Below are 15,201 nucleotides of genomic sequence, written 5' to 3' on the forward strand. Positions count from 1 at the left end.
GCTTTTATATTTATATTTGTAAATATTTTCAAAGAAGATACTGATAGTAATTTGAAACAAATTACTCAGATTGAAGACAAACTCACTTTTAGAATTGTGAGTTTGTCTTCAATCTGCAGCCGAACATTGTGTTCGGCTTTTTTTGTAACTTTTCTCACACCTCATGTTCTTAAAACCAGATAGCTTCGTTGTAATTATGACATCTTTTCAAATTCACTCCTTTTTTCAACACAAACACTATATATAGTATTAATATTTAGTTGAAAACACAATATATAGTAGGTGATAAAATGTTAACAGAAACAACTGATTTGAAGGACAGCTTAGAACGTTTAATAAATAGACATCCAGAAGTCGTTCATGAGAATGCAAACAAGGATGCGAATGTCTTTAATACACTGCGTGATTTAACTGCTGGTACTGTTGCGAAATCACTCGGCCTTGATATGCTACCGAAACATGTTAAACACGCTCACTTAAACGGTGATATTCATTTCCACGATTTAGATTATCATCCTTATATGCCGATGACGAACTGCTGTTTAATTGATATTCCTAATATGCTGGCTCATGGTTTTAAGATTGGTAACGCGAAAGTTGAATCACCAAAATCGATTCAAACTGCTGCAGCTCAGATCGCACAAATTATCGCTAATGTCGCCAGCAGTCAGTATGGTGGATGCTCAGTAGATCGTATCGATGAAGTGCTAAGTCCTTATGCTGCTTTAAATGCAGAAAAACATCGTCAAACTGCACAAAAGTATGTCCTGCAAGATAAACAGCAACAATATACCCAGCAAATGACCGAAAAAGATATCGGTGATGCCATCCAGTCGCTTGAATATGAAATTAATACACTTTATACAAGTAACGGGCAAACACCGTTTGTAACTTTCGGCTTTGGATTAGGAACGGATAAGTACAGTGTTATGATTCAACGTGCAATATTAAATACGCGGATTGCAGGACTTGGGACCGATCAAACGACTGCAATATTTCCAAAGCTTGTCTTCAGTTTAAAAGACGGAGTGAATTTAAAGCAGACTGATCCAAATTATGCGATAAAACAATTGGCTATCGAATGCGCTACAAAACGCATGTATCCTGATGTATTAAATTATCAGGCGATAACAGAGATGATTGGCGATTTCAAAGCACCGATGGGTTGTCGAAGCTTCCTGAATGCTTATCAGGAAGATGGACAGTTTATCAACAATGGCCGTTTCAATCTAGGTGTCGTAACGCTTAACTTACCTCGGATTGCATTATTAAGTAATAATCCGGATACATTTATGACCATGTTGCATCAAAGATTGGATATTGTACGTGATGCTTGTCTGTTTAGAATTAATCGATTAAAAGATGCGCGCCCACAAAATGCCCCCATACTTTATCAATATGGTGCATTCGGTAAAAGACTACATGCCGACGAAGACATATCAGCTTTGTTTGATAATCGTCGTAGCACTATCAGTATCGGTTATATCGGATTATATGAAGTTGGCGCGCATTTATTTGAGAAAGACTGGGAACAGAATAAAGATGCTTATGACTTTATATTAAATATATTAAAGACGATAAAATCATACGCTGATAACTTAACCAATCAATACGATATTCAGTTCAGTGTATATGGTACACCAAGTGAATCTCTAACGGACCGCTTCTGTGCACTCGATTTTGAACGCTTTGGTCCTGTGGTAAACGTAACCGATAAAGGGTATTATACGAATTCATTTCATTATGATATCCGCAAAAATATTACCCCTTTCGAAAAAATTGATTTTGAAAAAGACTTCGCGCGTTATTCCACAGGCGGATTTATTCATTATTGCGAATACCCTTCGCTTGTCCATAACCCTGAAGCGTTAGAAGCAGTATGGGACTATGCTTATTCACGTATCGGTTATCTCGGTACGAATACTCCGATTGATCAATGTTTTGAATGTGGTTATTCCGGTGAATTTCAACCGACGGCTACAGGATATGTCTGCCCTGAGTGTGGAAACAATAATCCTGAAACGACAGATGTGGTCAAACGTACTTGCGGTTATCTCGGACAGCCTTTAAAACGTCCAATGGTAAAAGGACGTCAAATTGAAATTGCCACGCGTGTCAAACATATGTCGACAAGAGATGATTTATTATGACGTATGAAGGTATGGGATATGTTGCCAGGATAATGAATTGTGTCGTTACAGACGGAACGGGCATGCGTGTGTCTGTCTATGTATCCGGCTGTCACTTTCATTGTCCCGAGTGTTTCAATGCAAGTATCTGGTCATTTAATCATGGAGAACGCATCACAGAACAGAAAATCGAAGAGATATTAACCTTGCTCGATAAAGATTATATCAGCGGACTTTCTCTACTTGGTGGGGAACCGTTAGATAATTTAGCTGTTATTCAACCACTTATTTCAGCATTCAGAAAGAAATTCGGGAATAGAAAAGATATATGGATGTGGTCAGGATATATGATTGAGTATATTAAAAATACACCAGTGCTAGCTGAAGTTTTAAATAATATCGATGTACTTGTTGATGGTCCCTATGTCCATAGTCTATTTCAGCCAAATTTAAAGTTTCGCGGGTCACTTAATCAACGTATCCATTATTTAAACAAAGGTAATATATTACATGAAAAATAAATAATGTTTTTTTATTTATTTAAGATATAATGTAATTAATATTATTTAATGGGAGTTTAACTAATGGATAAATATCAAATTAAAGCACTTGCACTTTCTGTATTAACTGCATCACAATTCGTTCTACCTACAGCTGTACTTGATCATCAAATACCCGAAGCACAAGACGGCGTCGTGAACTTAAAATCAGTCGGTGACGTACTCGTTCATGGGCATGTGGCACGTCATGCACAGACGGCAAATGGTTATGACTTTAATCCAGGATTTGAAGCGGTTAAACCGATGATTGAGAACGCTGATATTGCGATCGCTAACCTTGAGACACCCATCGCTGCAAATGAATTAGGTCTAGGTGATTATCCTACATTTAATTTGCCACCTGAAGTCGCACAGGCCATTAAAAATGCTGGATTCGATATTGTCTCAAATGCGAATAACCACGCACTCGATCAGGAACAAAAAGGGTTACATATCTCTTTAGATTACTTAGATAAAATGCACTTACCATATGTCGGTGCTTATCGCAGTCAAGAAGATCATGACACACCACGTATCATCGAAGAAAACGGTGTAAAACTTGGATTTTTAGCATACACTTATGGGACAAATGGGCATGAACCATCTGCTGATTATGATGTGAATTTTATCGATCTAAAAAAAATGAAAAAAGATATCGAAACATTAAAACCACAAGTTGATGGCGTTGTTGTCTCATTACATATGGGTACAGAGTATCAGTATCACGAGAATCAAGAGCAACGAGATGTAGCACAGGCGCTAACGGATTACGGTGCAGATATCGTCCTTGGTGGACATCCTCATGCTTTAGAGCCGATGAAACAGGATAAAGATAGCTTTATCATCTATAGCCAAGGTAATTTCTTTAGCGGTCAAGGTCAAATGCAGACACGTCTGGGTGGGATTTTATCTTTAGATATTAAGAAAACAAAAGATGGCATTGAAGTAGCCTCAGGTGAATTCTTACCCACATACAATGAAGGTGATTATAACGCTGGCGGCTACAAAACTGTACCTTTAATGCAGTCATCACTTGATGATGGTACGAAACAAACGCAGTTTAATTTTATTAATGATTTAATGACAACGTATCCTTCAAAAGTGAAAGTTGTGGAGAATTTATCACATTAAAGTAAAAATTCCTTGTATTTTACGTAAAAAGTATTATAATAACCTTCTACACATAGAAAGAAGGATGAATATGTCACTATCAGTTGAAGAACGTAAAGTTACAAGTACAGAATTATACGCTCATCTAAACGATGCGACGTTATCTATTGCCACAATCGCAGAACATTTTAATTTAACATCTCAGGATATTACAGCAATTTTAAATATGGATAATTCGCAAATGTCTACAATACTTCCAACGAATGAATTTATTCATCTCGTTTGGGATGTTAGAGATTTTATCAACGATGAACTTCGTACACACGGGATTACGCCAAAAGAATATAGTTATTTAAAAGGTATGAAAACCGATTATTGGTTTTTACAATAAATACTAAGGAGAGACAAGCATATGCTTATCTCTCCTCTTTTATTTATACTTATATTTATAACACAATGTGCATTATTTTCTACGTGCAGAAATAATAAGCATCATCGGCCTTCTTAATTCATCTTTCATCTCAGGCACTTCATCTAGTAGCTTTTCACTTGGCTCAGGTTCAGAGATGCCCTTAATCACGAAATCATTATCAATCAGCACACTTAAGTAATGTGAAAGTGTTCGATGATATTTCCTTACTTCTTCCCCAAGAAATTGTGTCTCACGTTCGCCCTCTTTATAATAATTGTCAACCGGCCAGAACAATTTATTGCCTGCCTCATCATAGATCCAGTCCTGACTACCTTCAGCTGTAAATACAGGATGTTCTACACTAAAGATAAATGTACCGTTAATCGTTAATACTTCCTTAACCTGCTCAACAACATCTTTAAATGACGGTAAATAATGTATCGCTAATGAGCTCATTACTACTTCAAATTCATGTGGTTCAAAGTCTAATTCATCCATCGACTGATTAATAAAAGTAATCTTATCTGCATCCGGCTGTGCCTGCGCACGCTCTAACATCTTTTCAGAAATGTCGATTCCGACAACTTTCTCTGCGCCTAGTTCTACAGCATACTGGCAATGCCAGCCGTAGCCACAACCTAAGTCCAGCACAGCAGCACCATTTAACTCGGGAAGCATTTCTTTAAAGCTCTCCCATTCGCCAGCTGCTTCTAAACCTTTCTTTGAGCGTTCCATTTCGCTATATTTATCGAACAATGACCGATTATCATACATATTATTGTCCATAGGCACTCCTTTAAGTATCTTATTAGCATTTACTTTATCAAAATTATAATCGTTTATAAAGTTTTTTGAATAGTATTTAAAAAAAAGAACAAACAATAAAATCATAATGATTTTCAATGTTTGTTCATCAGTTGGTAAACAAATTTCTTCACTTCGGTAACGCACTTTTCTTGTCCTCTGCTGAGTCACTCATCGGTAACGCTTCACTACCGTTTGCTGTATAAACGACAATCTCTAGAGATGACGACTCACTCGTTGGTGATTGGTTTGTAGTATCTGGTTCAACCATTGCTTCCATCTGGACGTTATCCTCAATAGATTGTACACCATAGTACGCTCTGTTAAAGTATGTATTTCCTTTTGAGAAATCAGTATATCCATCTTCTTTTAGTGCAATATCTTTTGTCGTAATCGCTGAAGCTATTTTACCAAATGACTGAATATATTTATCATTTGCTTTCTTAACTTCTGCATCTACTTTTTTAATTTGGGGCAATTCTTTTGCCGTTTGAACTTTCGCTTCGTATTTGACAACGATATTTTTAACTTTTATAAGTTGCTGTTCAACATCTTTTTTATTATCATATACAGTCATCGTATTAATGACACGATCCATCTCTTTCGAATATTCTCTAACGGTATCAACATATTCATATTTCGATGTAATAGGTTTTACTTTCGGAATTTTCGAAGCAACTTCTATTGATATTTCTTTTTTGAGTTGCTGAATGTTTTCGTCTGCAATTTGTTTATGCTGTGGTTTTATTTCCTTAGGATTACTTTGTATAAATTCCATCTCAACAGTAGGTGTTGTTTGTTGATTCGTAGATGATGCTTTCTCTGTAGATGTTCGTGCAGCTTCTTCTTCATGACAGCCTGTGAGTATTAGGGTTATTGTGCACAATGCTATGATTCTTTTCATGCATCCTCCAAAAATATCCTTAAGTTTATCAGTACTCACATATTTTAACATAACGCTATCAGATTGTAACTAGTTTTGAAAGAACAATTTAACCTCTTTTACAAAATCATCGTATTGTTCATATAACAACCCATGGCCACTATTTTCATAAATCGACAATTTGCTGGCAGGTAATAGTGCAGCGAGCGCTTCAGCTTCTTCAACCGGTACTAATTCATCATATCTACCGCTCATCACGAGCGTCTTTACTTCAATCACATCAAGCCTTTGTGGATTATAATCAACAGTAGAAGTGATGACTGCATCCTCTTCTTTTTCAGTCATACCACTTTGTGTATCTTTCATCTTCTTACAATATTTTTTTACTGTTTTAACATCTTTAAACATATAGTCTTCCAGCATAGCGTTACGTTCTTTACGTGACATCGTTCTTAATATACTTGCATATTGATTATGAAATTCACGCTCAGCTTCGTAGTAACTTCTTATTCCCGTGCTAATCAATATCAGCTTGTTTACATATCTCGGATATTTAGAAGCGATGGTTGCTGCTACAGAACCACCGAGTCCAAATCCTAAAAAGTGTGCTTCTTTAATATACAAAAGATCCAGAACGGTTAATACATCTTCTACATAATCGTCCATATGAATTTCTAACGGTTTATCACTAAATCCATGACCACGCAAATCTATTTTAATAATTTGAAAATTTTTCATAAAAGCCGTATCGAAATCATCAAACATTGTTGTGTTCATAAATTGGCCATGGAGCATCACTAGTGGATACCCTTTTCCAATGAGTTCGTAATGAACAGCTATATCATTATTTGTTAGCGCTAGTTCCATATTCTATCCCTCTAGTCTCTTGTAATTTTTGCAAATTCTAATACATCTGAAGCTTCGTCGTATTTATAATCATTAACGTACTCTACGACTTTAATCGAGCAATGTGCTTTAATCGTTACATCATCTGCACGCAGTAAATCACAAACTACATTTTCTACACTTGCATTTACTGCATCGATTTCACGTACTGTAAGGATTGATGATTCATCTTTAAAGATGAGCTTTTCTCGTTCTGCTTTCACCGTAAGTTCGTCGCATATAATATAGCGAATGTTACTTACTTCAGCGACAGTGATCGTTATGTTTTCTGCATTCAGCTCTTCATCCAGACGCACTGATCCATTAGACTGAAATGTAGTGGCTTTTACTGGTCCCATACCAATAAATGCACCTTTATTTTGAATATCATTCACTTTTATTCCACGCTTTAAGTCCACCGTTCCCTTATTATTGATTGTGTCGATAATTGCTTCATCCTGTACAGCAATATAGCCATCTTCACCAATTACAAGTTCATTCGTTTCAAGTGTTCCTTCAATGACTAATTCACCATAAACTTTCAAATAAGGTACATTTAATTTACCTTCAATTTTTAATACACTATCTTTCTCAATGAATAATTCATTGGCCTCAACACTTGAAGTAACTAATGAATTTCCTTCAACATTGATCGTCTCAAATATACCACCTGTAGCTGTTTCATCTTTCCATACGACATTCATCTATATCGTCTCCTCACCTATAATATTAAATAACTCTGATAAGTCTTCAATTCGATAGTCCATCATTGTTTCACCAGGGGCTTTAAAATAATGATTATCTTTAAATACTGTCTTCATTCCTAAACGGTGGGCTGCTTCGATATCATTGACCGGATGGTCACCAACAAAAATACATTCCTCCGGTTTAACGCCGAGCTTATCACACATCATCATAAATATTTCCGGTTCAGGTTTTCTGTAACCTACCGCCTCTGAAATTAACGTTTCTAAAACATATTTCTCTATACCCAAAACATCGATAATATAACTTTGATGTGACACCTTACCATTTGTAATAATACCTATTTTTAATCCTCTATTTTGAATTCTTGAAATAATATCTTTTAAATCAGGATAACCTGTCGCAAACTTCGGATAATTTAAATCATAGTCCAGCAGTAAATCCTTCTTTTCGATGTAATGAATATCAAGTTGATTAAGCAATGCTTTATATACACGATCTTTTTTCACATAACCGTGTTCATCGTATGCTATAAAATAATTGATATAGTCATTTTTTTGTACATGCGTAAAATATTCTCTATATCTTTCAAACTGATCTTCTAAAAATAATCGTAACGAACGTTCTCGATCAAGTAATGTACCATCCAAATCAAATATGATTGCTCTTTCCATCTAAATCCCTCCAGTTAACAATAGTATAGCCTATCTGTTAAAATGAAATCGATTAAAATGACGAGGTGACTTATGAACTGGAAAAAAAGACGTATCATCGACAAAACGGATTATCGTGTATTTCAAGTCAATACGACAGAATTTTCTTATCAGGCACAAAGTGCTGAATTTTATCAGATTGAGGCCCCGCATTGGGTCAATATTATCGCAATACATAATGATTGTATCGTCATGATCAAGCAGTTTCGTATCGGCATAGAAGATTATATACTTGAATTACCCGGCGGTATCGTTGAACCCGATGAATCCCCATTAAATGCTGGTCAAAGAGAACTCAGTGAGGAAACAGGATATATCGGCGAGGCACAAGTGATTGGCGTTATGCATCCGAATCCAGCTTTATTTACAAATCAATTAACAACCATTTTAGTGACCGACAGCAAGCAAAGCGGGACTATTTCCCGAGAAATATTTGAAGATATCGAAGTCGTCCTCGTTCCAATTAAAGACTTAAAAACAAAAATAGCGCATGGCGAAATCACCAATGCGCTTACTTTAGCGAGTTTAATGCAATACTTTAGTTTATAGTATTTCTGTTTTGTTTCAAAATAATCCATAGTAATAGCGGCATACCCATTAAACACATCATGATTGATACAGGAATCTGTACCGGATAAAGCATTGCTCTGCCCAGAAAATCTCCCGTTAAGACGAGTAATACTGCTAAAAGTAATGTCAGGTTCAATTTTGCAAGATGGTTTCCTTTAAAATTCAGTTTTACAAACGGCGGAATAATCATACCGACAAATCCAATAATACCTGTCATACTAATGAGCACAGCACACATAATACTCGTTGTAATGAGCAGCATATAGATGATTGTATGCGTTCGTAAACCAAGTGCAATTGCTCGGTCTTGTCCTAATCCAAGTATTTCAATTTGCTGCTGTAAAAAATAAATAATCATCATACCCACAATAGTTAACGGTAATAAAACGATAACATCTTTAAAACTTACCGAGTTTATCGAGCCAAACAAATAATTCATGATGTTGGATGATTTCTCCGGAAACATCAGCATTAACACATAAACGAGGCTGGAAAAGAAGAAGTTAATAAACATGCCGATCAGTATCATCCATGTTGTCTGTGAATTAAATTTATGATTTAAGCTGGCAAGGATCACTATCAGTAACGTTATCATACTGAATAAAATACTAAATATCGCTGTCATCGTAATGCTAAATCCTAATACGATGGAAAGTGCACTCCCAAAACTTGCACCACTGGCAAGTCCTAACGAAAAACTATCTGCAAGATAATTATTTAATACGGTCTGAAACACATATCCTGTAATGGAAAGAATGATTCCGACGAGCATACCCGTTATAATTCTTGGCAGTCTAATTTCAAGTAAAATTGTCCTACCCATTGGATCCGTTACGTCCAGCCATCCAAAGTTGTCATAAAATAACGATAAACATGTCACAATAATGATAAGCGACAATACGATAATATTATTTTTCATGTGCGATAGCTTTGGCAATAGTTTCCATACCTTGTGCGATTCTTGGTCCCGGACGTGATACAGTATCCGGATCAACGGCATAGATTTGATTTTGTTTTACCGCTTCAACATGCTTAAATCCGTTTCTTGATTTTACTTCTTTGATTAATGCTGCATTTGACAGACCACTCGTAGAAATAATGATATCCGGATTTTTCTTAACGATTGCTTCCGAACTCACCGCCTGGTACCCTTCTATGCCACTAAATATATTGACTGCACCGAGTTGTTTCAATAAATCATTCATTAATGTATGATTGCCACCCGTATAAATGTCGGGGTGTGATGAAATTTCCAGAAATACTTTTTTACCCTGGACATTCTTTTTGTATTTAATCGCAGTTTCTTGAATTTGACGTTTAATATCTTTTATCAACGCTTTGCCTTCAGCTTCTTTATGTGTGACAATAGCAATTTGTTCTATGCTTTTATATAGCGAATCAAATGAATGAGCATCCTGAACGACGACGACTTTAATACCTTTTGATTTCAACTTTTGTAACGTTTTCTCTTGCGCTTTTTCCATAGATTGATGCGCAAACACAATCGTTGGTTTCGCTTTTAATATCGCTTCATAATCAAGTTTCATTCCATCAAACTTTTCCTTATCTTTAACCTGTTTAGGATAATCATCTACTGTCGAAACACCGATAATCTCTTTATAGACGCCTAAATCATAAAGAATTTCTGTATTGCTTGGTATTAACGAAATAATACGTTCATTAGCATCAGACTGCTGCAACTTGTCTGTCGTATTACAGCCTGAAACAATGAAAAGTACTGTCATCAAGAGTATAAATAACGTTTTCTTCATAAATCCTCCATTCATTCAATTTTTGTATAATTATACCATATGCAATATCTTTCTTACAAAATACAAAAAGCGTTAGTCATAAGTCTTAGTCCTCTTCTGTTTAACAGCTTAAACGGCGGAACAGAGGTTGCCCGTACTACAAAAACCGAAGAAAACTATAAATCAAAGAGCGATTTATTCGTTTTCTTCGGTTTTTGCTTGTGGCAAAACACTTCAGTTCCAGCCTCTAGTTACTACATCTTTTCAGGGCTTGAAACGCCAATCAATGTTAAAGCATTGTGTAATGTAATTCTTGCTGCTTCAATTAACGCAACATGTGCTTTAGATTTTTCTAAGTCGTCAGTTAATACTTTCTCAGCATTATAGAATTTATGGAAATGTGCTGCTAAATCCTGAATATAATTTGTAATACGGTGTGGTGCACGTGCTTCTGCTGCCTGATTGATTACCGTTTCAAAATCAGCGATACGTTTCAACAATTCAAATGCTTTGTCATTTGTTATTAAACTAAAGTCTGCGTCAGCAGAAGGTGTGATACCATTTTCAGCTGCCTGACGTAAGATCGAACAAATTCTCGCATGTGCATATTGCGCGTAGTAAACAGGGTTGTCACTTGATTCGCTCTTTGCAAGTTCCATATCGAAATCAAAGTGTGAGTCAGGGCTTCTCATCGTTAAGAAATAACGTGCTGCGTCAATACCTACTTCATCCATGATGTCTCGTAACGTAATGGCGTTACCTGTACGTTTACTCATCTTAACTTCCTGGCCATCCTGCAATAAACGTACCATCTGCATCACTTGTATTTCTAAACGTTTAGAATCTGTACCGAAAGTTTCAAGCGATGCTTTTAAACGGTTAATATAACCATGATGGTCTGCACCGAATAAGTTAATTAACGTATCATAGCCACGTTCAATCTTATCGTAGTGATACGCAATATCCGGAAGGAAGTACGTATAGCTGCCATCTTTTTTAATCAATACGCGGTCTTTATCATCGCCAAACTCAGTTGTACGCAACCAAGTTGCACCGTCTTCTTCAAATAAATAACCATTTTCGCGCATCTTATCTAATGCTTTATCGATTTCTTTATTTTCATAAAGTGAAGTTTCACTGAACCAATTATCAAAATGAACATTAAATTCAGTTAAATCTTTTTTAAGTTTATCCATTTCATAATCTAATCCTAGCTTACGGAAAGCTTTAATACGCTCATCCTTGTCAGCATCTTTGTATTCCGGATGCTCTGCAGCTAACTTTTTACCGATTTCAATAATATCTTTACCATGATAACCATCTTCAGGCAGTTCCATTTCCTGACCTAACGCCTGAAAATAGCGCGCTTCAATAGAATATGCTAAGTTTTCAATCTGTTTACCTGCATCATTGATATAGTATTCGCGTAATACGTCATATCCTGCTGCAGATAATACGTTACATAAAGTGTCACCCACTGCCGCATTTCTTGCATGTCCAATGTGCAAGCTGCCAGTTGGATTCGCTGAAACATACTCAACTAAGATTTTTTCATTTTTAGGTTGCTCCGCTTTACCGAAGTTATCTTTTTTAGTTAATGCTTCAGTAATAATACCAGTGAGGTATGCGTTATCCATATAGAAGTTGATAAATCCAGGACCTGCGATATCAATTTTAGTGACATCCGCTTTCTTAACATCTAAATGATCTACGATTGCCTGTGCAATTTCACGTGGATTTCTTTGAGCGAGTTTCGTTAACACCATGGCGATATTTGTTGCATAGTCACCATTTTTAGTATCTTTCGGGATTTCAATTTTAATTTCCGGTACTTCTGTTACAAGCTCTGCTTTTAATATCGCCTGTTTAATTTCTTCGATTAATGTTTCTTTTTGCTGTTGTACGATGTTCATTATACTCGCTCCTTATATTCTATATCGTATGTATAACTGCCTAAGACAGTTTGGTTATTTACAATGGTATATTGAATGTAAACTCTACCGGAATGTTCATCAGACTCAATGAGCATTTGATTGGTTGTAACTTCCATAACAGTTTTTTGATTAGCCAGGTGATACATATTTTGTGTTGTCTCGTATGGGACAAACAGAAAATCTAACGTTAGTTGACCTTTTCGATTAATGCGCACCCGTTCATCCTCAATCTTAACACGTACATCGGTCAGGATATCATCGATTGTTTCCTTATACATAATATATGTATGTGCCTTTTTTATGCGTGTGCCTGTAGTATTAAATTCGAAGGTCTCCGTGCCTTCACTATTTGTGATTTGTTGCTTTATATGAATCTCTATATCCAAGTTGATCACCCACTAATGATTATAACAAAATTTGCATAAAATTAAAGAAAGCAGGTATAAAAATACCTGCTTTCTTTAGTGTCCTAGCTATTTTTATAGCTACTCATATCTTACTAATGTTAAGCAAAAATTACAACCGAAAATCTACACGATTATTAAAGTCACATTTTTGTCACAAAATTGATAATATGAGGGTGCTCATCTTTTCCGGATACTCGCCGTATTCGGAAAAGATGGACTGTCGTTAGCTCGTTTAACCTAACATTGATTTTAATTCTTCTCCAGAATTGTTCCACATTTCAGGGTTATGGTGCATTAAGAAGTCTTTTAAGACCGCTTTATTGTCATCCCCAATCTGATCTAAAATGAACTTGTGCTTCATCGATTTATCCATCATATTGACATGTTCAGCCATCACTTTATAGCCACGTTTACGTTCCTTATTTACTGCCATATAACAAGCAGTAACACCCGCATAATACGGACCGACTTCTGCACGTTCTGTTGTTACCCATACAAGCCAGTATTCTTTCTGGTCAGGACCTTCTGTTTCAGATTTATCCGTCACCCATTTCACACGCTTTTCAACTTCACTACGCGCATGCATCGCACCGATATCGATAAACGCCTTTTTCTCTGCAACATCAATAAATACTGGTGCCACATTATCTAAGCTAATCGAGCCGATATTTGTACCTTTATGTCCGTCAAGTGGATCATTTTTTATAATATTAAACTGAAATTCTGCCATATTATCACCCTATTCTAATTCATTTAATACGTTAATAATTGCACCTCGAATTTCAAGGTCTTCGATATTTAAAATTGTCTCTTTAGGATAGTAAATTTTATAATCTTTTCGCTGAATACCTGTAATACTATTGATTATAACTGATTGTGTACTAATTTCCTTAATCTTGCCAGCAGAAGTTATTAAGTGAATTGGTTTACGCGAGTTAATACCAGGTCTATTGTAGTCATATGGCAAGTCACTAAACGAGTCCACAACAAAATAATAATCCGGATCTATGCCCGCTTTCGTAAACAATTCAGTGAGTTCATCTATCGTAAATCGATTACCGTCAAACGGTAGATGTTTAAATAAATCACGGTTAACAAATCTGCGCGATAAATCACTTAAAATGGCGTCTTCTTCCTCAATCCATTCCTGCAGATAATAATTTAGAACCATTTCATCAAGTCTTAAATATGCATCAACGGACACTTGATTTGATTTAAAGAACGGCACTAAATATTTAGGTGGTTCTTTAAACGCATAACCTGTCTCATACAACACTTTGGCACGTTTCAGGACACGATTTAATAATACTTCACCACCACGACTGACTGGATGAAAATATACTTGCCAGTACATCTGATAACGGCTCATTAAATAATCTTCTACCGCATGCATACCACTTTCTTTAATCACAACTTCATCCTTTGTCGGACGCATAAGCCTTAATATACGTTCCATATCAAAGCTACCATAACTCACACCTGTATAGAAAGCATCGCGTTGCAGGTAGTCCATACGGTCAGCATCAATCTGCGAACTAATCATTGAAATGACCAGCTTATTATGATGTGTCTTGTTGATTACAGCAGCTACTTCTTTCGGAAATTCGGGTGAAACGCGTGACAACACATGATTCACTTCCGTATCTCCTAATATGATCTGCTGTGTGTAAAGCTCGTGATCCGTATTAAAAATCTTCTCGAAACAATGAGAGAACGGACCATGGCCTAAGTCATGTAACAGTGCTGCACATAATGCGAGTGGACGATCTTCATGATGCCAATGTTCACGTCCAGCAAATATTTCGTCTATCATACGACGTACGATTTCATAAACGCCTAACGAATGATTGAAACGTGAATGTTCAGCTGTATGAAAAGATAAATATAACGTACCAAGTTGTTTTATTCGGCGTAATCGCTGAAATTCTTTTGTCTTGATTAAATCCCAAATTAACTGATCTCGTACATGCACATAGCGATGCACTGGATCTTTGAATACCTTCTCTTCCTGCATCTTTTGGAATTGGTAGCCCATAGTGGTTCTCCTTTATTTTTTCATTACTTAAATTTTATCATAAAGCCTTTAAAATAGAATGATTAACGGCTTTTAAAAATTTTGTAATACAAAAAATTTTCAGAAAGTTATTGACTTATATTTTTAATTAATTTAATATTCAACTTAACAAAAAATTAAATAATTATTTATCAAGAGTGACTGAGGGATTAGGCCCTATGACGTCCAGCAACCTGTCCACACGGAAAAGGTGCCAATTCCTACAGTACAATTGTGCTGAAAGATAAGTAGAGATACTGATGGCTAACGTTTTCCCGTGCATACGGGGAAACGTTTTTTTTGTGA

General features: G+C 36.0%; 16 protein-coding genes and 1 riboswitch. Of the genes, 5 read left to right on the top strand and 11 right to left on the bottom strand.

Annotation, left to right across the window (positions count from 1 at the left end; all coding sequences use genetic code 11):
* Positions 1-290: 290 nt before the first annotated feature.
* From nrdD to KFV12_RS12225, 4 genes are all read left to right on the top strand, one after another.
* Positions 291-2,150 (top strand): anaerobic ribonucleoside-triphosphate reductase, encoded by a 1,860-nt coding sequence (nrdD, locus tag KFV12_RS12210; RefSeq protein ID WP_254256878.1) that lies wholly within the window; start codon positions 291-293, stop codon positions 2,148-2,150.
* Positions 2,147-2,650 carry an anaerobic ribonucleoside-triphosphate reductase activating protein gene (nrdG, locus tag KFV12_RS12215; protein WP_254256879.1) on the top strand — a complete coding sequence of 168 codons (504 nt, stop codon included), beginning with the start codon at positions 2,147-2,149 and terminating at the stop codon, positions 2,648-2,650. Before nrdD ends, nrdG begins: the two co-directional genes overlap by 4 nt.
* Positions 2,651-2,713: 63 nt before the next feature.
* Positions 2,714-3,799, top strand: coding sequence for a CapA family protein (locus tag KFV12_RS12220; protein WP_254256880.1), 1,086 nt, complete (start codon positions 2,714-2,716; stop codon positions 3,797-3,799).
* A 70-nt stretch (positions 3,800-3,869) separates the two neighbouring features.
* Positions 3,870-4,169, top strand: coding sequence for a DUF2316 family protein (locus tag KFV12_RS12225; protein WP_111717133.1), 300 nt, complete (start codon positions 3,870-3,872; stop codon positions 4,167-4,169).
* A gap of 72 nt (positions 4,170-4,241) precedes the next feature.
* Here the strand turns inward: KFV12_RS12225 and KFV12_RS12230 are convergent, their stop codons facing one another.
* The 5 genes from KFV12_RS12230 to KFV12_RS12250 form a co-directional block, all read right to left on the bottom strand.
* Entirely contained in the window at positions 4,242-4,976 is a 735-nt protein-coding gene (locus tag KFV12_RS12230; protein WP_239243088.1) for a class I SAM-dependent methyltransferase, read from the bottom strand.
* 148 nt (positions 4,977-5,124) lie between these two features.
* On the bottom strand, positions 5,125-5,898 hold the full coding sequence (locus KFV12_RS12235; RefSeq protein ID WP_254256881.1) for a hypothetical protein: 774 nt from the start codon (positions 5,896-5,898) through the stop codon (positions 5,125-5,127).
* 69 nt (positions 5,899-5,967) lie between these two features.
* Positions 5,968-6,744 (bottom strand): alpha/beta fold hydrolase, encoded by a 777-nt coding sequence (locus KFV12_RS12240; RefSeq protein WP_254256882.1) that lies wholly within the window; start codon positions 6,742-6,744, stop codon positions 5,968-5,970.
* Between the two features lie 11 nt (positions 6,745-6,755).
* The gene (locus KFV12_RS12245; RefSeq protein ID WP_254256883.1) at positions 6,756-7,466 is read right to left on the bottom strand and encodes a hypothetical protein; all 711 of its coding nucleotides are present in this window, start codon (positions 7,464-7,466) and stop codon (positions 6,756-6,758) included.
* Positions 7,467-8,141: an HAD family hydrolase gene (locus KFV12_RS12250; RefSeq protein WP_111717124.1), complete on the bottom strand. Its 675-nt coding sequence runs from the start codon at positions 8,139-8,141 to the stop codon at positions 7,467-7,469.
* 72 nt (positions 8,142-8,213) lie between these two features.
* On the opposite strand from KFV12_RS12250, the gene KFV12_RS12255 reads away from it, so the two are divergent.
* Positions 8,214-8,729, top strand: a complete 516-nt coding sequence (locus tag KFV12_RS12255; protein ID WP_254256884.1) for an NUDIX hydrolase — start codon at positions 8,214-8,216, stop codon at positions 8,727-8,729.
* Here the strand turns inward: KFV12_RS12255 and KFV12_RS12260 are convergent.
* From KFV12_RS12260 to KFV12_RS12285, 6 genes are all read right to left on the bottom strand, one after another.
* Positions 8,719-9,669, bottom strand: coding sequence for a FecCD family ABC transporter permease (locus KFV12_RS12260; protein ID WP_170122553.1), 951 nt, complete (start codon positions 9,667-9,669; stop codon positions 8,719-8,721). The genes KFV12_RS12255 and KFV12_RS12260 overlap by 11 nt on opposite strands.
* Positions 9,659-10,522 (bottom strand): heme/hemin ABC transporter substrate-binding protein, encoded by an 864-nt coding sequence (locus KFV12_RS12265; RefSeq protein WP_254256885.1) that lies wholly within the window; start codon positions 10,520-10,522, stop codon positions 9,659-9,661. The genes KFV12_RS12260 and KFV12_RS12265 overlap by 11 nt, the downstream gene beginning before the upstream one ends.
* 233 nt (positions 10,523-10,755) lie before the next feature.
* Positions 10,756-12,414: an arginine--tRNA ligase gene (gene argS / locus KFV12_RS12270; RefSeq protein WP_254256886.1), complete on the bottom strand. Its 1,659-nt coding sequence runs from the start codon at positions 12,412-12,414 to the stop codon at positions 10,756-10,758.
* Positions 12,414-12,821, bottom strand: coding sequence for a YwiB family protein (locus KFV12_RS12275; RefSeq protein ID WP_170122552.1), 408 nt, complete (start codon positions 12,819-12,821; stop codon positions 12,414-12,416). The genes argS and KFV12_RS12275 overlap by 1 nt, the downstream gene beginning before the upstream one ends.
* Before the next feature lie 253 nt (positions 12,822-13,074).
* On the bottom strand, positions 13,075-13,572 hold the full coding sequence (locus KFV12_RS12280; RefSeq protein ID WP_111717112.1) for a YwhD family protein: 498 nt from the start codon (positions 13,570-13,572) through the stop codon (positions 13,075-13,077).
* Positions 13,573-13,581: 9 nt separating this feature from the next.
* Complete coding sequence (locus KFV12_RS12285) at positions 13,582-14,877, bottom strand: HD domain-containing protein (RefSeq protein WP_254256887.1); 1,296 nt, start codon at positions 14,875-14,877, stop codon at positions 13,582-13,584.
* Between the two features lie 164 nt (positions 14,878-15,041).
* Positions 15,042-15,146: riboswitch (SAM riboswitch) on the top strand.
* Positions 15,147-15,201: the final 55 nt, after the last annotated feature.

Source organism: Macrococcus epidermidis (assembly GCF_024205965.1).
Lineage (GTDB): Bacteria > Bacillota > Bacilli > Staphylococcales > Staphylococcaceae > Macrococcoides > Macrococcoides epidermidis.